This is a genomic window from Streptomyces sp. NPDC046859 (assembly GCF_040645135.1).
Taxonomy (GTDB): Bacteria; Actinomycetota; Actinomycetes; order Streptomycetales; family Streptomycetaceae; genus Streptomyces.
Genome location: NZ_JBEYXR010000013.1, coordinates 14062 through 35184, shown reverse-complemented (window position 1 = coordinate 35184; position 21123 = coordinate 14062). Strand labels below are relative to the sequence as shown.

Genomic DNA, 21123 nt, shown 5'->3' with positions numbered 1-21123 from the left:
GTCTGCCGTACAAGCTGATCGCCACCGATCTGGACGGGACGCTGCTGCGCTCCGACGAATCGGTCTCGCGGCGCACCCGCGACGCGCTCGCCGCGGCCACCGAGGCGGGCGCCGCGCACCTCGTCGTCACCGGCCGCGCGGTCCCCTGGACCCGGCACATCCTGGATGACCTGGGGTACCAGGGCCTCGCGGTGTGCGGGCAGGGCGCGCAGGTGTACCACGCCGGAGAGCACCGCCTGCTGACGTCCGTGACGCTGGACCGGCAGCTCGGGGGTGTCGCGCTGGCCAAGATCGAGGCCGAGGTCGGCCCGCTGTACCTGGCGGCGAGCCGCGACGGCCTGGACGGGGAGGTGCTGGTCGGCCCGGGCTACGCGCTGACGGGCGCGCTGCCCTCGACGCCGCTCACGGACGCGTCCGACCTGTGGAGCGCCCCGCTGAACAAGATCTACATACAGCACCCCGAGCTGTCGGACGACGAGTTGGCCGAGGCGGCCCGCCGGGCGGCGGGCGGCTTCGTCACGGTGGCGATGGCCGGTGAGGGCATCGTGGAGCTGCTGCCCCTGGGGCTGTCCAAGGCGACCGGGCTGTCCCTGGCGGCCCGTCGGCTGGGTGTGAAGGCCGCGGACACCATCGCCTTCGGCGACATGCCGAACGACATCCCGATGTTCGCGTGGGCCGCGCACGGCGTGGCCATGGCCAACGCCCATGCGGAGCTCAAGGCGGTCGCGGACGAGGTGACGGCCTCCAACGAGGAGGACGGCATCGCGGTCGTCCTGGAGCGTCTGCTGGGCTGAGCCCGGTACCGGATCCTGCCGGGCACCGGTGGCCCGTAGCGGTTCCTGCGGAGGATGCACGGATCGAACGTGCGCGGGGTCTCCCCCGACCACGGCTCAGCGAGCCGGTGCCTTGCCACTCGGCCAATCCTCCGGGTGGGCGGCCCACGCGAGAGCGACATCGCGTGCTCGAAGCGGCCGCCCCGGGCGGCTCCCGTACGGAAGCGGGCTCGACGGTGGGGTGACTACACCGGAACCCGCCGCGGGCCGCCCTGACGGGAGCTGAACGGACTGTCGTGCAGGGACATCGCTCAGCTCCTCTCCCGGACGGTGGCGCCGGACCCGGCCGGCGTCCTCGGCACGACCATGGTGCCGGGACGCCGACCAGGGCGCCACCGAATAAGCCGCGGGATGCGCTCACTCCTCGCCGGCGAGGGTCAGGGAGCGCAGCTTCTGGCCCGCGTACCAGGTGGCCAGCACGGTCACCAGCGCCAGCAGCACCGTGGCCGTCGTCAGGCCGACGTCCGAGGTGACCATCTCGCCGCCGGCGACCTTCTCCGCCACCGCCAATGACCACTGCTGGACGCTCAGGGTGCGCGCGCCCGGCACCAGGGAACCGAACAGCGCCTCCCAGACGAGCGCGTACACGAGGCCGAAGACCACGGCGTGCCGGGAGACCGTGCCGAGGAGCAGGAACAGCGCGGCGTAGGCGATGGAGGCGACGAGCGCGGCCACCGTGTACGCGACGGCGATCTGCTGGCCGTTGCCGTTGAGGATGAAGCCCGCGATGAACGTCGGCAGGGCCGAGAACACCATCGTCACGGCGATCGCCACGATCAGCTTGGTGAAGATGATCGTGGGCCGCTTCACCGGCTTGGACAGCAGGTACACCACCGAGCCGTCGTCGATCTCCGGGCCGATGGCGCCGGTGCCGGCGATCACGCCGATGATCGGCACCATGGTGGCGAGCGCGAGCCCGCCCAGCAGGTCGGACGCGGTCTGGTCGTCCGCTCCCGCGAGACCGCGGACGGCCACGGCGATCACGATGAGCAGGAGCGGCAGCGCACCCAGGATGAGGGCCCGGCGCCGGCCGAGCAGGGCTCGATAGGTGAGCCGGGCGACTGTGGGGTCGTACATCTTGGCCTCCTACGCCGCGACCAGATACGAGAAGACGGACTCGAGGGACTCGTCGGACGGCGAGACCGTGAGCAGGCGGATGCCGTGGTCGCGCGCCACCCTGGGCAGCAGGGCGGTGAACCGGCCGAAGTCGACGGCCTGGATGTGCAGCGCGCCCTCGGTCAGATCCACCTCGATACCGGACGTCGACGGGTCGGCGATCAGCGCGGCCGCGAGGGTGCGGTCGTCGCTGGAGCGCACCAGGTAGCGGTGCGGGCGGTCGGTCATCAGGCGGCGGATCTTGCGGAAGTCGCCGCTCGCGGCGTGCCGTCCGGCCACCACGACCTCGATGTGCCAGGCGAGCTGCTCGACCTCTTCGAGGATGTGGGAGGAGAACAGCACGGTGCGGCCCTCGTCGCCCATGCGGCGCAGCAGGTCCATCAGCTGCATGCGCTGTCGGGGGTCCATGCCGTTGAACGGCTCGTCGAGCAGCAGCAGCGAGGGGTCGTGGACGAGGGCGCTCGCCATCTTCACGCGCTGGCGCATGCCCTTGGAGTACGTCTGGATCTTGCGGTCCTGCGCGTACTCCATCTCGACCGTGGCGAGCGCCTTCTGGGCGGCCTTGGCGCCCAGCCCGTGCAGTTCGGCGTTGGCGACGACGAACTCGCGGCCGGTGAGGAAGTCGTACATCGCCTCGCGTTCGGGGACGATGCCGATGTGCCGGTAGATGGCCTCGTTGCGCCAGACCGGCTGCCCGTCGAGGATGACGGTGCCGTTGGAGGGGGCGAGGAAGCCGCCCATCATGTTGATGAGGGTGGACTTTCCGGCGCCGTTCGGGCCGAGGAGGCCGGTGACGCCGGGGCCGATCGTCATGGTGATGTCGTTGACGGCGACCACGTTGCCGAACCAGCGGGAGACGTGGTCGATCTGGAGCGTGGTCACAGTCCCACCTTCTTGTAGCGGCGCAACAGGAGGCCGTAGCTGGCGGCGATCAGGCCGAGGACGACGACGACGTAGACGACGCCCTCCCCGGTGCCGGGGCCGACCCCGCCCGGGAACGCCGAGCTCGCGCCCAGGAAGGCGGACTGCACGCCGTCGATGAGCGTGACGGGCGAGAACAGCCCGATCCAGGCGATGGCCCCGCTCTTGCCGCCCTCGCCGAGGCTCTGGGCGTCGGCGATGGCCTGGAGCGTGGAGACCGCGCCGTAGGAGATGGTCATGACGGCGATCACGGCGGCGATGCCGAAGCCGCGGCGCGGGGTGACCGACGCGATGACCAGGCCGATGCCGGCGAACAGCAGCGAGAGCAGTGCCACGGAGACCAGCCCCTGCGCGAATCCCTTGGTCTGGTCGGCGAAGTCGAGCTTGGCCAGGAGCGCGCCCGCATAGAGCACGATCAGCGGGGCGCCGGTCAGCAGGAACAGCGCGGAGGCCAGCGCCGCGAACTTGGCCCGGACGTAGTCGGCGGTCTCGATGGGCCGCGAGAAGTACAGCGGCACGGTCTTGAAGCGCAGGTCGCGGGAGACGGACTGGGGTGCCTGCGAGGCGACGTACAGGCTGATCACGGCCTGCATGATGATCGCGTAGCGCGTGTAGTCGACCGGCAGGTCCTTGGCCTTGGTGGCGACCGCGACGGCGACCATGATGGCCGCGGGCACGCACATCACCACGAACAGCAGCATCGGCAGCACCTTGGACTTCACCGAGCGGCCGAGGCCGTAGGCGCCGCGCAGGGACTGCGAGTACAGCGAGCGGGTGGCGTACGAGCGGCCGAGGCGCGGGCCGTCGTAGCTGCGGTAGCCGATGTTGTGGATCCGGGTCTGGTCACCCGGCTGCGGGGCCGGTGTCCGCATGGGCTGCTCAACCGCCATGGCCGACCGCCTCCTTCCGCTGTGCGCCGGCGCCCTGGTCGCCGTCCTGGAAGACCTCGGAGATGTGGTGCCGGCGCTGCTCCATGCGGACCAGGCCGAGACCGAGGTCGGCGACCACGTCACGCACCAGGTCGTACGTCTCCTCGCCCGCCGCGGTGAGCAGCAGGATGTGCCCGGCGCCGGGGAGGCCGCCGCTGCCGTCGAGGACGTCGACCCCGCGCGCGTGGAGCGCGTCGCGCACCGCGCGGGTGCCGTCGGGGTGCTCGTCGCTGTCGGTGACCTCGATGGCGAGGGTGGTGGTGGTCTGGGTGAAGTCGGTGGTGGAGCTGGAGCGCAGGAGCTTGCCGCCGTCGATGACGACGACGTGGTCGCAGGTGCGTTCCAGCTCGCCCAGCAGGTGGGACGTGACCAGGACCGAGATGCCGAAGTCGGTGTGGATGCGCCGGATCAGCCCGAGCATCTCGTCGCGGCCGACCGGGTCGAGGCCGTTGGTCGGCTCGTCGAGGAAGACCAGCTGCGGGTCGTGCACGAGTGCCTGTGCGAGCTTGACGCGCTGCTTCATGCCCGTCGAGTAGCCGCCGATGGGGCGGTAGCGCTCCTCGTACAGGCCGACGTGGCGCAGGGTGTCGGCGGTGCGCTCGCGCGCGGCGGTCGGCGGCAGGCCGGACATGCGGGCCATGTGCACGACGAACTCGGTGGCCGACACATCGGGCGGCAGGCAGTCGTGCTCGGGCATGTAGCCGACACGCTCGCGGATGGCGGCGCCCTTGGTCGCGACGTCGAGTCCGAGCACTTCGGCACGGCCCTCGGTCGCGGGGGACAGACCCAGCAGGATCTTGATCATGGTGGACTTGCCGGCTCCATTGGCCCCGACGAGTCCGGTCACCCCGGGCCCGATGTCCATGGTCAGCCGGTCAAGCGCGGTCACCCGGGGGAACCGCTTGCTCAGGCTTTCGGTCGCGATCACTGTCACACCACGAAGGTAGTGACCCGCACCACGCCGGTCGTCACCCCGCAGAGCTGTTTCGGGGTCAGACTCCAGGACTACGCGGCCCTGGGGATCACCCTGAGGTCGAATGCCCCGAGCCCTGATTTTCCCCAAGGCGCGGCTTTTCCACAGGCTCGGGCGGCGCTATTGACGCGATCTCCAACAGGTGTCAGATTCGCGGGTGTCACGTTACGGGCACGTACGGCGACCGGGACCACCGTGTGCGTTCCCGCCGGGCTCGCGGGGGCATGCGGACCGGAGGACGATCTGCCGCGGGTGCGGCGCGGGGCGGAGGAGAAGTGACCCTTCAGGACGCGCGTGAGCGCCGGGTGGCGACCGGCGGGGTCGAGCTGTGCGTCGCCGAGCTCGGCGACCCCGCCCGGCCGACGGTGGTCCTCGTGCACGGCTACCCGGACAGCAAGGAGGTGTGGTCCGAGGTCGCCGTGCGGCTCGCCGAGCGCTTCCACGTCGTGCTGTACGACGTCCGGGGCCACGGCCGGTCCACGGCGCCGCGTCCGCTGCGCGGCGGGTTCACGCTGGAGAAGCTGACGGACGACTTCCTGGCCGTCGTGGACGCGGTGAGCCCGGACCGGCCCGTGCATCTGGTGGGGCACGACTGGGGCTCGGTGCAGGGCTGGGAGTTCGCCACCGTCGGGCGCACCGAGGGCCGCATCGCGTCGTTCACCTCGATGTCGGGGCCGTCCCTGGACCACTTCGGCCACTGGATCGACCGGCGTCTGCGCCGTCCCACCCCGCGCCGGCTCGCGCAGCTGCTCGGGCAGGGCGCCAAGTCCTGGTACGTGTACGCGCTGCACACACCGGTGCTGCCCGAGCTGGCCTGGCGCGGTCCCCTCGGCAGGCGCTGGCCGCGCATGCTGGAGCGCTTGGAGAAGGTCTCCGGCGACGGCTACCCGACCCCGTCGCTGCCGTCCGACGCGGCCCACGGGGCGTGGCTGTACCGGGACAACGTACGGGCGCGGCTGCGCCGCCCGCGCGAGGACGCCTACGCGCACGTGCCCGTGCAGCTCATCACGCCCCTCGGGGACGCCTTCCTGTCGGAGCGGCTGTACGACGGCCTCGAGGAGTGGGTGCCGCGGCTGACCCGGCGCACCCTGGACGCCCGGCACTGGATACCGCGCACCCGCCCCGACCGGCTGGCCGGCTGGATCACGGAGTTCGTGACGTCGGTGGAGGACGGACGGCCCAAGGAGGTGCCGGCGACCGGCCGGCACGCCGACCGCTTCGGCGGGCAGCTCGTGCTGGTCACCGGCGCGGGCAGCGGCATCGGGCGGGCGACGGCGCTCGCGTTCGCCGAGGCCGGCGCGCGCGTGGTGGCCGTGGACCGGGACGCCGAGTCCGCCGCGGCGACCGCCGAGACGGCCCGGCTGATGGGCGCGCCCGCGTCCTGGGCGGAGACGGCCGACGTCTCCGACGGGCCGGCCATGGAGAAGCTGGCCGCGAAGGTCGCCGCCGAGTACGGCGTGGTGGACATCCTGGTGAACAACGCCGGGATCGGGCTGGCGGGCTCCTTCTTCGACACGACCCCCGAGGACTGGAAGCGAGTCCTGGACGTCAATCTGTGGGGCGTCATCCACGGCTGCCGGCTGTTCGGGAAGCAGATGGCCGAGCGGGGGCAGGGCGGCCACATCGTCAACGTCGCCTCCGCCGCCGCCTACCAGCCGTCGGGGGCGCTGCCCGCCTACAGCACCTCCAAGGCGGCCGTGCTGATGCTCAGCGAGTGCCTGCGCGCGGAGCTGTCGGGACAGGACATCGGCGTGACGGCGATCTGCCCGGGGTTCGTGAACACGCCGATCACCTCGACCGCGCGCTTCGCCGGGGTGGACGCCGAGGAGGAGCAGCGCCTCCGGAAGAGATCGGCGCGCTGGTACGGCCTGCGCAACTACCCGGCGGAGAAGGTCGCGGACGCGATCCTGCGGGCGGTGGTGCGGGGTGACGCGGTGGTCCCGGTGACGCCGAAGGCCCGAGGGGCGTATCTGCTGGCGCGGTTCGCCCCGAGGGCGCTGCGCAGGATCGCGCGTGTGAAACCGCGGCTGTAGGCGGGTGGCCGGTTCCGCTTCCCGGCACCCGCGGGCCGGGCGGCTGTTTCTCCACAGCTTCGTTCAATTCCGCTGTGGATAACCGCACTTGGTTGTGGACCAAACCTCCTGCGCGAAATCGTTCGCGTGATTCGTCTCGTTCCCGGCACGCTGGTGGGCATGGACGAAAGACGCACCGTGAAGGTGTCCAAGTATCTGTCGAAGCATCTGCGCCACCAGCCGCAGCGGATCGGCCTCACGCTGGACGAGGGCGGCTGGGTGGAGATCGACACGCTGATCGCCGCCGCGAGGGCGCACGGCTTCCCCTTCACCCGCGAAGAGCTGGACCACGTCGTGGCGGCCAACGACAAGAAGCGCTTCGCCGTGGACGGCACCCGCATCCGCGCCAGCCAGGGACACAGCGTCGAGGTCGACCTGGGACTGCCCGCGGCGACTCCGCCGCCGTACCTCTACCACGGCACCGTGGCCGCCCATCTGGACGCGATCCGCGCCGAGGGGCTGCGGCCCATGAACCGGCACGACGTCCACCTGTCGCCCGACCGCGACACCGCGACCCGCGTCGGCGCCCGGCGCGGCCGCCCGGTCGTGCTCTCCGTGGACACCGGCGCGATGCACCGCGATGGGCACGTCTTCCACGTCAGCGCCAACGGGGTCTGGCTGACGAAGGCCGTGCCGCCGGAGTACCTGCGGTTCCCCGAGGCACACTGACCCTGACCAGCCTCCGCGCGACCGGCGTGAGCGTGTGGCGCTGTCTGGACGACGACGCGCTGGTCACCGTCGAGGGCGTCGACTGCCCGGACGTCGGCCCGCGACGACGTGCCCGCCATCGTGCCGTCCCTCTACGACGGCCTCGCCCAGGTCCGGGCCCGCCGCTTCCCGCCCCCGACCGCTTCCTGATCGTGGCCCTGCCCGGCGACCGACCGCACCGGGAGCTCAGGCCGCCGTTCGACCGCACTCCGTGGCTGAGCGCGCGCGTGCGGTGACCGTTTCACGTGAAATCGGTGCGGCCGCATACGCTCGACGCATGAGTCTGCGCCTGAGCACCGTGATCCTCCCGTACCGCCGCTGGTCCGAGGGGGGCCGCGAGGCATGGCAGCGGGCGGAGCAGCTCGGCTTCCACGCGGCCTACACCTACGACCATCTGTCCTGGCGCAGCTTCCGGGACGGGCCGTGGTTCGGCGCCGTGCCCACGCTGACCGCCGCCGCGGCCGTCACCGACCGGCTCCGGCTGGGCACGCTGGTGACCTCGCCGAACTTCCGGCACCCGGTGACCCTCGCCAAGGAGCTGATCTCCCTCGACGACCTCTCGGGCGGCCGGGTCACCCTCGGGGTGGGCGCCGGCGGCACCGGCTTCGACGCCACCGCGCTGGGCCAGGACCCTTGGACCCCGCGTGAGCGCGCCGACCGGTTCGCCGAGTTCGTCGGGCTGCTGGACCGGCTGCTCACCGAGGACTCGGTGTCGTACCGGGGCGAGTTCTACTCGGCGCACGAGGCCCGCAACATCCCCGGTTGTGTGCAGCGCCCCCGGCTGCCCTTCGCGGTGGCCGCGACCGGGCCGCGCGGACTGAAGCTGGCGGCGCGGTACGGGCAGGCGTGGGTCACCACGGGCGATCCGAAGCTTTACGAGCACGGCACTCCCGAACAGTCGGTTCAGGCCATTCGCCGGCAGATCGAGAAGCTGGGCGACGCGTGCGCGGAGGCCGGCCGGGACCCGGGCGGGCTCGACAAGGTGCTGCTGACCGGGTTCACCCCTGACCGGGCACGTCCGCTGGAGTCGCTGGACGCGTTCGTGGACTTCGCGGGCCGCCACCAGGAGCTGGGATTCACGGAGATCGTGGTGCACTGGCCGATCCCGGACTCGGACTTCGCGGCCGACGTGAAGGTCTTCGAGCAGATCGCCATGGAGGCGGAGGCCCAGCTCCGGTGAGGCCGGGCGACCAGGGCGGACGGCCGGGCGACGGTGCGGGTGCGGGCGGTCCAGCCGGTGCCCGCGGGGACGGTATCTCCTCAGGTACCGCATCAGATGTGCGGACTCCTGCACGGGCGTGCAGGCATATGCGGGAGGATGACCAGGTGACCTCAGCGACTCGGCAGCCCCAGAACCCGGCGTCCCCCGCGCTCTCGACCCCGCTCGGGCAGGACGGCAGGCCCGTCGTCCGCCCGCGGCTCATCGCCACCGATCTGGACGGCACGCTGCTGCGGGACGACAAGTCGGTCTCCCCGCGCACGGTCGCCGCGCTGGCCGCCGCCGAGAAGGCGGGCGTCGAGGTGTTCTTCGTGACCGGCCGCCCCGCGCGCTGGATGGACGTCGTCAGCGACCACGTCCACGGTCACGGCCTGGCGATCTGCGGTAACGGCGCCGCCGTGGTCGACCTGCACGGCGGTCCCGGCACCCACCGGTTCGTGAAGGTCCGCGAGCTGGCCCGGGAGAACGCGCTGGACGCCGTACGGCTGCTGCGGGACGCGGCGCCGGGCACGGTCTACGCGGTCGAGCAGACGTACGGCTTCCACCAGGAGCCGGACTACCCCAAGCTGCACATGGAGACCCCGGACGAGCTGGCCCCGGCCGAGGACATCCTGGCGCCGGACGGGCCCGGTGCCGCCGAGCCGGTGCTGAAGATCCTCGCCTACCACCCCACGCTGGACCCCGACGCCTTCCTGACCCTCGCCCGGGTCGCGATCGGGGACCGGGCCCGTGTCACCCGCTCCAGCCCCAGCGCCCTGCTGGAGATCAGCGGCCCCGACGTCTCCAAGGCCAGCACCCTCGCGCTGTGCTGCGCCGAGCGCGGTATCTCGCACGAGGAGGTCGTCGCCTTCGGGGACATGCCGAACGACGTCGAGATGCTGACCTGGGCGGGCCGCTCCTACGCGATGGGCAACGCGCACCCGGACGTGATCGCCGCCGCCTCCGGCCGGACCGTCGCCAACAACGAGGACGGCGTCGCCGTCGTCATCGAGCAGCTGCTGGCGGAACACGCCTGACGCGCTAGCCGAGCCGCACGCCCCGTTCCCGCAGCCAGGGCACCGGGTCCACCGCCGACCCCAGCTCCGGGGTGATCCGCACCTCGAAGTGCAGGTGCGGTCCAGTGGAGTTGCCGGTGGTGCCCGACTGCCCGATCCACTGGCCCGCGTCGACGCGTTCGCCCTGGTCGACCGCGACGGAGGCCAGGTGCGCGTACTGCGTGTAGTAGCCGTCGGTGTGCAGGACGACGACCTCCATGCCGAAGGCCCCGCCGCACGACACCTTGACCACCCGGCCGTCCGCGACCGACCGGACGGAGGTGCCGATCGGCACGGCGAAGTCCTGCCCGGTGTGCCGGTGGGCCCACCGCTGCCCGCCGCTGCCGAAGGACGCCGACAGGGCGTAGGACTCGACTGGGGTGACCCACGCGGTGGAGAGCTTCTTCCGCTTCTGGTCGAGCCGCACGGCGCCGGGGCAGGACCCGGCCGCCACGGCGGCGTCCGCCTGCCCCTGCAACTCCCACCGCGCCTCGTCCAGGGTGCGCTCCACCGTCTTCTTCAGCTCGGCGAGTTCGGTGTTGCGCTTCTCCAGCCCCTCCCACGCGGCGGCGGCCCTGGCCGCGTCCTTCATCAGCCGGTGCTCGGCGCGCCGGCTCTTCTCGATGGCGTTGTTCACGGCCAGGTTGGTCTGCGAGAACACGTGCTGACCGCGCATCAGCTCCTCGGGGCTCGACGCGAGGACGATCTGCGCCGTCAGCGACATCCCGCCGCTGGTGCGGTACTGGGCCCGAGCGATCCGCCCCAGGTCCTGGCGCAGGACACCGAGCTCCCGCCGCTCACGGTCGAGCAGTTTCTCGATCCGCAGGGCCTGGGCGCGGTGTGCCTCGGCCTCCTGCCGTCCGCGTTCGTACCGCTGTGTCGCCAGCGCCGCGTCCTCGTACAGCCGCACCACCTGGGCGCTCAGCCCGAGCGCGCCGGGGCCGTCACCACCCGGGGAGTCCTTGTCGTCGGCGACGGAGACGGCGGGCCGGGACATCAGCAGGACGAGCGCGCACAGCAGCACCGGAACGACCCGGGCACGACGGCGATGTGAACGCATGTCAGCGATCCTGGACCCGCAGCCGCAGCCCGGTCCTGTTCAGGTCCGCCGGCCGGGGGATCCGTTGCTGCGTACGGGGCAGTTCGGACGCCGCCCCCGGCGCTACACCGCTCCCACGAGCAGGTCGGCCGCCGCCTCCCGCTCGGCCAACGCCCGCAGCGGCCCGTCCACGGCCGCCAACTCCGCGTACGGGCCCCGCTGCACCACCCGTCCCGCGTCCAGGACGACGACCTCGTCGACGGCGTCGAGCCCGGCCAGCCGGTGGGTGATGAGCACGGTCGTGCGGCCCCGGGTGGCGGCGAGCAGGTCCTCGGTCAGGGCGTCGGCGGTGGGCAGATCGAGGTGTTCGGCGGGCTCGTCCAGGACGAGGACGGGGAAGTCGGCGAGGAGCGCGCGGGCCAGCGCGAGCCGCTGCCGCTGGCCGCCCGACAGCCGCGCCCCGTGCTCGCCGACGAGCGTGTCCAGGCCGTCGGGCAGCCCGTCGGCCCAGTCGAGCAGCCGGGCCCGCTCCAGCGCGTCCCGCAGGTCGGCCTCCGTGGCGTCCTTCCGGGCCAGCAGCAGGTTCTCCCGCACGGAGCTGTCGAAGAGGTGCGCGTCCTGGGCGCACAGACCGACGAGCCGGCGTACGGCGTCCCCGTCCAGCGCGGCCGCGTCGGCGCCGCCCAGCGTGTACGCGCCGGCGTTCGCGTCCAGGAAGCGCAGCAGCACCTGCGCCAGCGTCGTCTTGCCGGAGCCGGACGGGCCGACGACGGCGACGCGGCGCCCTTCCTCGAGCACGAGGTCGAAGCCGGTGAGCGCGTCCCGTTCCTGGCCCGCGTGGCGTGCGCCGAGGCCGCTGAGCGCGACCGGGAAGGGCGTGGCGGGCGCCTGCCGCGGGGCCCGCGGTTCCCGTACCGGCTCCGGGGCGTCCAGCACCTCGAGGACACGCTCGGCGCTCCTGCCCACCCGCTGCCGGTACTGCACGGCGAGCGGCAGCCCGAGGACGGCCTCGAAGGCGGCCAGCGGTGTGAGGACGACGACGGCCATCGTCACTCCGCCCAGCCGTCCGGCGGCGACCGCCTGGGCGCCCACGAGCGCGGTGGCGGCGACGGTGAGACCGGAGACCAGCGCGGTGAGCCCGTCGCCGAGGGCGGTCGCGGTGGCGGCCCGCGAGGCGATCCGGGTGAGCACGCCGTCCGCCCGGCGGGCCTCGGCGGTACGGCCGGGCAGCGCCCCGGCGACGGTCAGTTCGGCGGTGCCGGTGAGCAGGTCCGTGACGCGGGTGGCGAACACGCCCCGGGCCGGGGCCAGCCGGTGCTCGGCGCGGCGGGCCACGGCGCCCGTGACGAGCGGGACGCCCACACCGGCCGCGAGCAGCCCGGCCGCGAGCACGGCACCGGCCTCGGGCAGCAGCCACGCCGTGAAGCCGACGGCTCCGGCGGAGACGATCACGGCCGCGTCCGCGGGCAGCAGCCAGCGCAGCCAGTAGTCCTGCAGCGCGTCCACGTCCGCCACCAGGCGGGAGAGCAGATCACCGCGCCGGGTGCGGCGCAGCCCGGCGGGCGCCAGGCGCTCCAGCCGTCGGTACACGGCGACCCGGGTGTCGGCGAGCATCCGCAGCACCGCGTCGTGCGACACCAGCCGCTCCGCGTAGCGGAACACGGCCCGTCCGATGCCGAAGGCACGCGTCGCCGTCACCGCCACCATCAGATACAGCACGGGCGGCTGCTGCGAGGCGCGTGAGATGAGCCAGCCGGAGGTGGCCATGAGCCCGACGGCGCTGCCGAGCGCCAGGCTGCCCAGCAGCAGGGCGAGGGCCAGCCGGCCGCGCCGGGGTCCGGACATCGCACGCACCCGGCCGAGGACGCCCCGCCTGAAGGCGGTGTCCCGGGGGGCTTCGGGGGCGGCGGCCCGGGCGGTGGCCGCCGGCAGGGACTGCTCGGCCGGACGGCCGACGGCCGCCTGGTGCGGGCCGCCCGTCCGGGGGGACGTCTCGGGCTCCGCCAGCCGCACGACCCGGTCGGCCACGCCGAGCAGCGCCGGGCGGTGCACCACGAGGAGGACCGTCCGGCCCACGGCGAGCCGGCGCACGGCCTCCACGATCCCGGCCTCGGTGGCCCCGTCCAGAGCCGCCGTGGGCTCGTCGAGCAGCAGCACCGGCCGGTCCGCGAGGAAGGCCCGCGCCAGCGCGAGCCGCTGCCGCTGCCCGGCGGACAGCCCCGCCCCGTCCTCTCCGAGGAGGGTCGCGGCGCCCTGGGGGAGCGCGTCGACGAACTCCAGCGCCCCGGCGTCCCGCAGGGCCTGCCGTACGGCGTCGTCGTCGGCGTCGGGACGGGCCAGCCGGACGTTCTCGGCGACGGTTCCGGCGTACAGGTGCGGGCGCTGCGGCACCCAGGCGACGTGTGCGTGCCACTGCGCCAGGTCGAGTCCTGCGAGGTCGGCTCCCCCGACCAGGACGTGGCCCTCGGTGGGCCGTACGAAGCCCAGCAGGACGTTCAGCAGCGTCGACTTGCCCGCGCCGCTCGGCCCGACCAGGGCCACCGTCTCACCGGGCGCGATCGTGAAGGACGCGCCCGACACGGCGTCCGCGGACCGGCCGGGGTAGCGGACACGGACGCCGTCGAAGGTCACCGCGCCCGACGGGACCTCGGCTCCGCCCGTGGCCGGCGCGGGGGTCTCCAGGACCTCGAAGATCTCCTCGGCGGCGGACAGCCCCTCGGCCGCCGCGTGGTACTGCGTACCCACCTGACGCAGCGGCAGATAGGCCTCGGGGGCCAGCACCAGGACGACCAGGCCGTCGTACAGGTCCATCTCGCCGTGCACGAGCCGCATGCCGATGGTCACGGCGACCAGGGCCACCGACAGCGTCGACAGCAGCTCCAGGGCGAAGGAGGAGATGAAGGCGATCCGCAGCGTCCGCATCGTGGCACGGCGGTACTCGCCGGTGATCCGCTGGATCGACTCGGCCTGTGCCTTGGCCCGGCCGAACACCTTCAGGGTGGGCAGACCCGCGACGACGTCCAGGAAGTGGCCGGACAGCCGCGACAGCAGCTGCCACTGACGGTCCATCCGGGACTGTGTCGCCCAGCCGATCAGCATCATGAAGACGGGGATGAGCGGCAGGGTGCCGACGATGATCGCCGCCGACACCCAGTCCTCGGTCACGATCCGCGCCAGCACCGCCACCGGGACGACGACCGCCAGCCCGAGCTGGGGGAGGTAGCGGGAGAAGTAGTCGTCGAGGGCGTCGACCCCACGGGTGGCCAGGGCGACCAGCGAACCGGTCCGCTGTCCGCCCAGCCAGCCGGGTCCCAGCGCGGTCGCCCGCTCCAGCAGCCGCCCCCGCAGCTCCGACTTCACCGCCGCGCTCGCCCGGTGAGCGGCGAGCTCGGTGAGCCAGGCCACCACCGCACGACCGGCGGCGACCGCCACCAGCAGCGCCAGGGGAATGCGCAGTTCGGCGGCCGGGAGGCCGTGCTGGAAGGCGCCCACCACGATCTCGGCGATGAGCATCGCCTGGGCGATCACCAGACCCGCTCCCACGGCACCGAGCGCGACGACCGCGATCAGGAACAGACGGGTGGCGCGTGCGTACCGCAGGAGACGTGGGTCGATTGGTTTCACGTGAAACACACCTCAGTGCACGGGTTCAGCGATGTGCTGCGTACCGATCCGCTTGCGGAAGACCCAGTAGGTCCAGCCCTGGTAGAGCATGACGAGCGGCGTGGCGATCACCGCGCACCAGGTCATGATCTTCAGGGTGTAGGGGCTCGACGAGGCGTTGGTGACCGTGAGGCTCCACTCGCCGTTCAGCGACGACGGCATGACGTTCGGGAAGAGCGTCAGGAAGAGCATCGCCACGGCGGCCACGATCGTGACGCCGGAGAGGGCGAACGACCACCCCTCGCGCCCCGCCTGGTTGGCCACGAGCGCGGCGACCAGGGAGGCGACGGCCACGACCAGCGCGACCAGGCTCCGCCCGTCCCCGTTCTCGAACTGCGTCCACAGCAGGAAGACCAGGGCCAGCGCGGCGGTCACGAGACCGACCCGCAGGGCCAGGGCACGTGCCCGCTCCCGGATCTCGCCCACGGTCTTGAGGGCCGTGAACACGGCACCGTGGAAGGTGAACAGGGTCAGCGTCACCAGACCGCCGAGCAGGGCGTACGGGTTGAGCAGGTCCAGGACGTCACCGACGTACTCATGCCCTTGGTCGATCTTCACGCCGCGCACGATGTTGCCGAACGCCACGCCCCAGAGGAACGCCGGGAGCAGGGAGCACCAGAAGATCGCCTGCTCCCAGTTGCGCTGCCAGTTCTCCTCGGGCCGCTTTGCCCGGTACTCGAAGGCGACACCCCGGACGATCAGGCAGACCAGGATCAGCAGCAGCGGCAGATAGAAGCCGGAGAAGAGCGTGGCGTACCACTCGGGGAAGGCGGCGAAGGTGGCGCCGCCCGCCGAGAGCAGCCAGACCTCGTTGCCGTCCCAGACGGGACCGATCGTGTTGATCAGCACCCGTCGTTCGGGCCGGTTGCGGGCGAGCAGCTTGGTGAGGACTCCGACCCCGAAGTCGAAGCCCTCCAGGAAGAAGTAGCCGATCCACAGGACGGCGATCAGGACGAACCAGACGTCGTGCAGTTCCATGACTGTGCAGCTCCCTCGGCCTAGTACGAGAAGGCCATCGGCTTGTCGGCGTCCCGGGAGTCGCCGCCGATCTTCGTGGGCGGGTTCAGGTCGGCCTCGGTCAGCTCCGGCGGGCCGGCCTTGATGTACTTGGCGAGGAGCTTGACCTCGACGACCGCGAGGACCGCGTAGAGGGCGGTGAAGACGATCATCGAGGTGAGGACCTCGCCCTGGGAGACACCGGGGGAGACCGCGTCACGGGTGCGCAGGACGCCGTAGACCACCCACGGCTGGCGGCCCATCTCGGTGAAGATCCAGCCCCAGGAGTTGGCGATCAGCGGGAACGCCAGCGTCCAGACCGCGATGCGCCAGTACCAGGTGGCCAGCTTCGGGCTGAGCGCCTTGTGGGGCAGCAGCACCAGAGGGGGCACCTCGTCGTCACCGACCCGCAGGTGCTGCGGCAGCAGGAACTTCTTCCGGGTCAGCCAGAGACCGGCCAGGCCGATCGTGAACGAGGCCATGCCGAAGCCGATCATCCAGCGGAAGCCCCAGTAGGCGACCGGGATGTTGGGCCGGTAGTCGCCCGGCCCGTACTTCTCCTGCTCGGCCTTGTTGATGTCGTTGATGCCCGGGACGTACGAGGTGAAGTCGTCCTTGGCCAGGAAGGACAGCAGGCCCGGGATCTCCACGGCGACCTTGTTGTGGCCCTTGTCGACGTCACCGACGGCGAAGACCGAGAAGGGCGCCGGCCGCTCGCCGTCCCACAGGGCCTCGGCCGCGGCCATCTTCATCGGCTGCTGCTCGTACATGATCTTGCCGAGCACGTCTCCGCTGACGGCGGTCAGCAGACCGCCGATCGCGACGGTGACCAGGCCGAGCCGCAGCGAGGTCTTCATCTCGCGGATGTGCTTCTTGCGCAGGAGATGGAAGGCGGAGATGCCGACCATGAACGCGCCACCGGTGAGGAACGCCGCCGCCAGGGTGTGGAAGGCCTGGGCGAGTGCGGTGTTCTGGGTCAGCACGAGCCAGAAGTCGGTGAGCTCGGCCCGGCCCTTCGCCTCGTTGATCTTGTAGCCGACGGGGTGCTGCATCCAGGAGTTGGCGGCCAGGATGAAGTACGCCGACAGGATGGTGCCGATCGAGACCATCCATATGCAGGCCAGGTGGATCCTCTTCGGCAGCTTGTCCCAGCCGAAGATCCACAGCCCGATGAAGGTGGACTCGAAGAAGAAGGCGATCAGGGCCTCGAACGCGAGGGGAGCGCCGAAGACGTCACCGACGAAGCGTGAGTAGTCGGACCAGTTCATGCCGAACTGGAACTCCTGCACGATGCCCGTGACGACGCCCATCGCGATGTTGATCAGGAAGAGCTTGCCCCAGAACTTCGTCGCCCTGAGGTACTTCTCCTTCTCCGTGCGCACCCAGGCGGTCTGCAGTCCGGCCGTGAGAGCGGCCAGCGAGATCGTCAGCGGGACGAACAGAAAGTGGTAGACGGTGGTGATGCCGAACTGCCATCGCGCCAGCGTCTCCGGCGCCAGAGCCAGGTTCACGTCGCCGCTCCTTACCTACGCTTGTGAAAGCGTTCACATTCACAAGCCATTATGCAGCACGCGTGTTCCCTTTCGTCGGGGGGTCCTGTTACCCGCGGTCAACCCGTGGGCCTGGCCAGGCGCAGCCGCCCGGCCAAGCCCTCCGGCCGCTACTTCTCCTTGCGGAAGCCTTCCGCCACCTTCAGGAAGATGTCGTTCGCCTCGGTCTCCCCGACCGTCACCCGCACACCCTCGCCCGGGAACGGCCGGACCACCACGCCCGCCTGCTCACACGCCTGCGCGAACGCGACCGTGCGCTCCCCCAGCCGCAGCCAGACGAAGTTGGCCTGGGTCTCGGGCACCGTCCAGCCCTGCCCGCGCAGACCGTCGACGACGCGGTTGCGCTCGCACACCAACGAGCCCACGCGGCCGATCAGCGCGTCCTCCGCGCGCAGCGAGGCGATGGCGGCCTCCTGCGCGATCTGGCTGACGCCGAACGGGACCGCCGTCTTGCGCAGGGCGGCCGCGACCGGCTCACGGGCGATGGCGAAGCCGACGCGCAGACCGGCGAGGCCGTACGCCTTGGAGAAGGTCCGCAGGACGCAGACGTTCGGGCGGTCGCGGTAGATCTCCACGCCGTCCGGGACCTCGGGGTCGCGGATGAACTCGCGGTACGCCTCGTCCAGTACCACCAGGACGTCCCGGGGCACCCGGTCGAGGAACCGCTCGAGTTCGGCCCGCTTCACGACCGTGCCGGTCGGGTTGTTCGGGTTGCACACGAAGATCAGCCGGGTGCGGTCGGTGACGGCGTCGGCCATCGCGTCCAGGTCGTGCACGTCGCCCGGCGTCAGCGGCACCTGGACGGGCGTGGCGCCGCTGATCCGCGTGATGATCGGGTACGCCTCGAAGGACCGCCAGGCGTAGACGACCTCGTCGCCGGGTCCCGAGGTGGCCTGGAGGAGCTGCTGGGCGACACCGACCGAGCCCGTGCCGGTGGCCAGGTGCGACACCGGCACCGCGAAGCGCTCGGACAGTTCGTCCATGAGCCCGGTGCACATCATGTCCGGGTAGCGGTTGAACGACGCGGCGCAGGCCGCCACCGTCTCCATCACACCGGGCAGCGGCGGATAAGGGTTCTCGTTGGAGGACAGCTTGTAGGCCACCGGGCCACCGGCCGCGGCGGGCTTGCCCGGCTTGTAGGTGGGGATCCCCTCCAGCTCGGCGCGCAGCTTGGGGCTCGTCTCGCTCACCGCAGTCCTCCTCGCGACCACCGGCGGCCCATCACCACCGCCGGCTCCAATACTCCTCACCTTATGAGGATTCGGCTCCGATGCGTACAGGTGAGACGGTCCGGCTGCCCGACCACCGCGTCGGCATCTCCATCCAGGGCATCGTCGTACGAAGGCGTACGAAACCAGGGGCGCGCCGCACATATATCTATGCGCCGGTAGCTCGCGCCGTGGCGCGCATCCCTCGTGCAGGTGAGTTGAGACCTCTTCGAAACATCGGGCATGGGGCAGGCCCACACCCGCAGACACGTCACGTCCTACTATTGGATCGTTCAACTCTCTTGTTTTCCAAGGGATTTGACCCCGGATGACCATGCAGAAACGTGTCTGTCAACGCGCGCATATGCGTCCGCCCTACCCCACCCGATGAGCCCTACTATCGGCTCGCCATGACAGCAGCAGGGAAGCACCAGGTGAGCCGCGCGGAAACCTCTCGCCGGGGCGGCCGGTCCAGCCGGGCGGGCATCAGAGACGTGGCCGCCGCCGCCGGGGTGTCCATCACGACCGTCTCCGACGCCCTCAACGGCAAGGGCCGGCTCCCCGACGCCACCCGACGCCATGTCCGCGAGGTCGCCGACCGGCTGGGCTACCGCCCGTCGGCCGCCGCCCGCACCCTCCGTACCGGCAAGTCGGGCCTCATCGGCCTGACCGTGACCACATACGGGGATGAACCTTTCACCTTCACGGAGTTCGCGTACTTCGCCGAGATGGCCCGAGCCGCCACCTCGGCCGCGCTCGCCCGCGGCTACGCCCTCGTGATCCTCCCGGCGACCTCGCGCCACGACGTGTGGTCGAACGTCGCCCTGGACGGCACCGTCGTCATCGACCCGTCCGACCAGGACCCGGTCGTCAGCGAGCTGGTGCGGCAGGGACTGCCCGTCGTCTCCGACGGCCGTCCGGCCGGTTCGCTGCCGGTCACCGCCTGGGTCGACAACGACCACGAGGCCGCCGTCCTCGGCATCCTCGACCACCTGGCCGAAGCCGGCGCCCGCCGCATCGGCCTGCTCACCGGCACGACCACGGACACGTACACCCATCTGTCGACCACCGCGTACCTGCGCTGGTGCGAGCGGGTCGGCCAGGACCCCGTGTACGAGGCCTACCCGGCCCACGACCCGTGCGCGGGCGCCGTCGCCGCCGACCGGCTGCTCGCCCGGCCGGACCGGCCCGACGCGGTCTACGGGCTGTTCGACCCGAACGGCACGGATCTGCTCGCCGCCGCCCGTCGCTACGGCCTGCGCGTACCGGACGACCTGCTTCTGGTGTGCTGCAGCGAATCAACGGTGTACGCGAACACCGAGCCGCCCATCACCACGCTCTCCCTCAAGCCGCGCCGCATCGGCACGGCCGTCGTGCAGCTCCTCATCGACGCCATCGAGGGAGTCGACTCGGAGCAGCCGGTCGAGCAGGTGATACCGACGGAGCTGATCGTGCGCACCTCGTCCCAGCGACGCCCGCCGCGCACGACGGTCAGCGCGCCGAGGTCCCCCGAGAACTGATAGAAACACGCCCCAGGCCACGTCGCACACAGGTCCGGGGGCGCGTTCGGGGCGGTTCGTCGAGTAGGCGTTTTCCTGCCCAATCGGGGCGAAAGCCGCACCGGACGGGAGTCCTGTTCCGATTCACCACCCCTGGGTCATCACATGGCGCGAACGGCATTCCTATGATGGGCCCACGACACCGCGGGCCGCTGCGACCAGGCAGTCCGAAGCGGTGCAGCTGCGGCGCGATGGTGGAGGGGTCTGATGACTCAGGGGGCCGGTCAGGGACCCGAGGTGGAGCGGACGGCGACGTTGCGCGACTTCCGGGTGCCCGCTTACGTACACGAGACCGGTCCGTACGCCCACAGCACGCACCCCGGCGAGGTGGTGCCGCCGCCTCCCGCCGAGACCTACCCGGAGACCTACCCCGAGGGTTACACGCCCACCGAGCGGGACCTGCCGGTCATCCAGCGCGGCGACACGGTCCAGGTGCAGGTCGAGCCCGCCTCCGTCCCGGTCCAGCAGTCCGCCGACGGTCCCGGGCCGCTGTTCGTCGTCGGTGACGTGCACGGCTACCTGGACGAGCTGACGGCCGCCCTCCAGGAGAAGGGCCTCGTCGACTCGGCAGGCAGCTGGTGCGCGGGCACCGCCCGGCTGTGGTTCCTCGGCGACTTCACCGACCGCGGCCCCGACGGCATCGGCGTCATCGACCTGGTGATGCGGCTGTCCGCGGAGGCCGCCGCCTCCGGCGGCTACTGCAAGGCCCTCATGGGCAACCACGAGCTGCTGCTGCTCGGCGCCAAGCGGTTCGGCGACACTCCCGTCAACTCGGGCGCGGGCACCGCCACCTTCCAGGCGGCCTGGCTGCTCAACGGCGGGCAGAAGACCGACATGGACCGCCTCCAGGACCACCACCTGCAGTGGATGTCCCGGCTCGACGCCGTCGAGGAGGTGGACGGGCATCTGCTGGTGCACTCCGACACCACCGCCTATCTCGACTACGGCCGGTCCATCGAGGAGGTCAACGACACCGTCCGCGAGACGCTGACCCGCAACGACGCCGACGAGGTCTGGGACCTGTTCCGCAAGTTCACCAAGCGGTTCTCCTTCCGTGACGAGGGCGGCGCACAGGCCGTGCGCTCCCTGCTCGATACGTACGGCGGCACCCGCATCGTTCACGGCCACAGCCCGATTCCGTATCTGCTCGGCGAGGTCGGCTCCGAGGACGGCGAGGACAACTCCGGGCCGCTGGTCGAGGGCCCGCACGTCTACGCGGACGGGCTCGCGATCGCGATGGACGGCGGCGTGACCATGGCCGGAAAGCTGTTGGTCCAGCAACTCCCCCTGGACATCTGACCGT

Annotated in this window: 16 protein-coding genes, 1 tRNA gene and 1 pseudogene; 8 read left to right on the top strand and 10 right to left on the bottom strand. The window is 71.6% G+C overall.

Features of this window, described 5'->3' with window-relative positions:
* The first annotated feature begins 2 nt into the window (after positions 1-2).
* Positions 3-794: an HAD family hydrolase gene (locus ABZ899_RS20265; protein WP_361348226.1), complete on the top strand. Its 792-nt coding sequence runs from the start codon at positions 3-5 to the stop codon at positions 792-794.
* Positions 795-842: 48 nt separating this feature from the next.
* Here the strand turns inward: ABZ899_RS20265 and ABZ899_RS20260 are convergent.
* The 5 genes from ABZ899_RS20260 to ABZ899_RS20240 form a co-directional block, all read right to left on the bottom strand.
* Positions 843-927: transfer RNA gene (locus ABZ899_RS20260), tRNA-Ser, on the bottom strand.
* A 263-nt stretch (positions 928-1190) separates the two neighbouring features.
* Positions 1191-1910 carry an ABC transporter permease gene (locus ABZ899_RS20255; protein WP_361347835.1) on the bottom strand — a complete coding sequence of 240 codons (720 nt, stop codon included), beginning with the start codon at positions 1908-1910 and terminating at the stop codon, positions 1191-1193.
* Between the two features lie 9 nt (positions 1911-1919).
* A complete protein-coding gene (locus ABZ899_RS20250) occupies positions 1920-2831 on the bottom strand; it encodes an ABC transporter ATP-binding protein (RefSeq protein WP_361347832.1) in 912 nt (303 codons plus the stop codon).
* Complete coding sequence (locus tag ABZ899_RS20245; RefSeq protein ID WP_361347829.1) at positions 2828-3760, bottom strand: ABC transporter permease; 933 nt, start codon at positions 3758-3760, stop codon at positions 2828-2830. The genes ABZ899_RS20250 and ABZ899_RS20245 overlap by 4 nt, the downstream gene beginning before the upstream one ends.
* The gene (locus ABZ899_RS20240; protein WP_361348224.1) at positions 3750-4727 is read right to left on the bottom strand and encodes an ABC transporter ATP-binding protein; all 978 of its coding nucleotides are present in this window, start codon (positions 4725-4727) and stop codon (positions 3750-3752) included. The genes ABZ899_RS20245 and ABZ899_RS20240 overlap by 11 nt, the downstream gene beginning before the upstream one ends.
* A 269-nt stretch (positions 4728-4996) precedes the next feature.
* Here ABZ899_RS20240 and ABZ899_RS20235 point away from each other — a divergent pair, with 269 nt between their 5' ends.
* From ABZ899_RS20235 to ABZ899_RS20215, 5 genes and pseudogenes are all read left to right on the top strand, one after another.
* Positions 4997-6805: an SDR family oxidoreductase gene (locus ABZ899_RS20235; RefSeq protein ID WP_361347826.1), complete on the top strand. Its 1809-nt coding sequence runs from the start codon at positions 4997-4999 to the stop codon at positions 6803-6805.
* A 159-nt stretch (positions 6806-6964) separates the two neighbouring features.
* Positions 6965-7513 (top strand): RNA 2'-phosphotransferase, encoded by a 549-nt coding sequence (locus ABZ899_RS20230; protein ID WP_361347823.1) that lies wholly within the window; start codon positions 6965-6967, stop codon positions 7511-7513.
* Positions 7514-7560: 47 nt separating this feature from the next.
* Positions 7561-7788: pseudogene (locus ABZ899_RS20225) on the top strand (hypothetical protein); the annotation flags it as partial.
* Between the two features lie 41 nt (positions 7789-7829).
* Positions 7830-8732, top strand: a complete 903-nt coding sequence (locus tag ABZ899_RS20220) for an LLM class flavin-dependent oxidoreductase (protein ID WP_361347820.1) — start codon at positions 7830-7832, stop codon at positions 8730-8732.
* Positions 8733-8860: 128 nt separating this feature from the next.
* Positions 8861-9787 carry an HAD-IIB family hydrolase gene (locus ABZ899_RS20215; RefSeq protein WP_361347817.1) on the top strand — a complete coding sequence of 309 codons (927 nt, stop codon included), beginning with the start codon at positions 8861-8863 and terminating at the stop codon, positions 9785-9787.
* A 4-nt stretch (positions 9788-9791) separates the two neighbouring features.
* On the opposite strand, the gene ABZ899_RS20210 is transcribed toward ABZ899_RS20215, so the two are convergent.
* The 5 genes from ABZ899_RS20210 to hisC all read right to left on the bottom strand — a co-directional run bounded on the left by ABZ899_RS20210 (position 9792) and on the right by hisC (position 18243).
* A complete protein-coding gene (locus ABZ899_RS20210; RefSeq protein WP_361347814.1) occupies positions 9792-10865 on the bottom strand; it encodes a M23 family metallopeptidase in 1074 nt (357 codons plus the stop codon).
* Positions 10866-10967: 102 nt separating this feature from the next.
* Positions 10968-14468 carry a thiol reductant ABC exporter subunit CydD gene (gene cydD, locus ABZ899_RS20205; RefSeq protein WP_361347811.1) on the bottom strand — a complete coding sequence of 1167 codons (3501 nt, stop codon included), beginning with the start codon at positions 14466-14468 and terminating at the stop codon, positions 10968-10970.
* Between the two features lie 12 nt (positions 14469-14480).
* Complete coding sequence (gene cydB / locus ABZ899_RS20200; protein ID WP_361347809.1) at positions 14481-15485, bottom strand: cytochrome d ubiquinol oxidase subunit II; 1005 nt, start codon at positions 15483-15485, stop codon at positions 14481-14483.
* A gap of 20 nt (positions 15486-15505) precedes the next feature.
* Positions 15506-17014: a cytochrome ubiquinol oxidase subunit I gene (locus ABZ899_RS20195; protein ID WP_361347806.1), complete on the bottom strand. Its 1509-nt coding sequence runs from the start codon at positions 17012-17014 to the stop codon at positions 15506-15508.
* 149 nt (positions 17015-17163) lie between these two features.
* Positions 17164-18243 (bottom strand): histidinol-phosphate transaminase, encoded by a 1080-nt coding sequence (gene hisC / locus ABZ899_RS20190; RefSeq protein ID WP_361347803.1) that lies wholly within the window; start codon positions 18241-18243, stop codon positions 17164-17166.
* 428 nt (positions 18244-18671) lie between these two features.
* On the opposite strand from hisC, the gene ABZ899_RS20185 reads away from it, so the two are divergent.
* The gene (locus ABZ899_RS20185) at positions 18672-19781 is read left to right on the top strand and encodes a LacI family DNA-binding transcriptional regulator (RefSeq protein ID WP_361347800.1); all 1110 of its coding nucleotides are present in this window, start codon (positions 18672-18674) and stop codon (positions 19779-19781) included.
* Between the two features lie 246 nt (positions 19782-20027).
* The gene (locus ABZ899_RS20180; RefSeq protein WP_361347798.1) at positions 20028-21119 is read left to right on the top strand and encodes a metallophosphoesterase; all 1092 of its coding nucleotides are present in this window, start codon (positions 20028-20030) and stop codon (positions 21117-21119) included.
* The last annotated feature ends 4 nt before the right edge of the window (positions 21120-21123 follow it).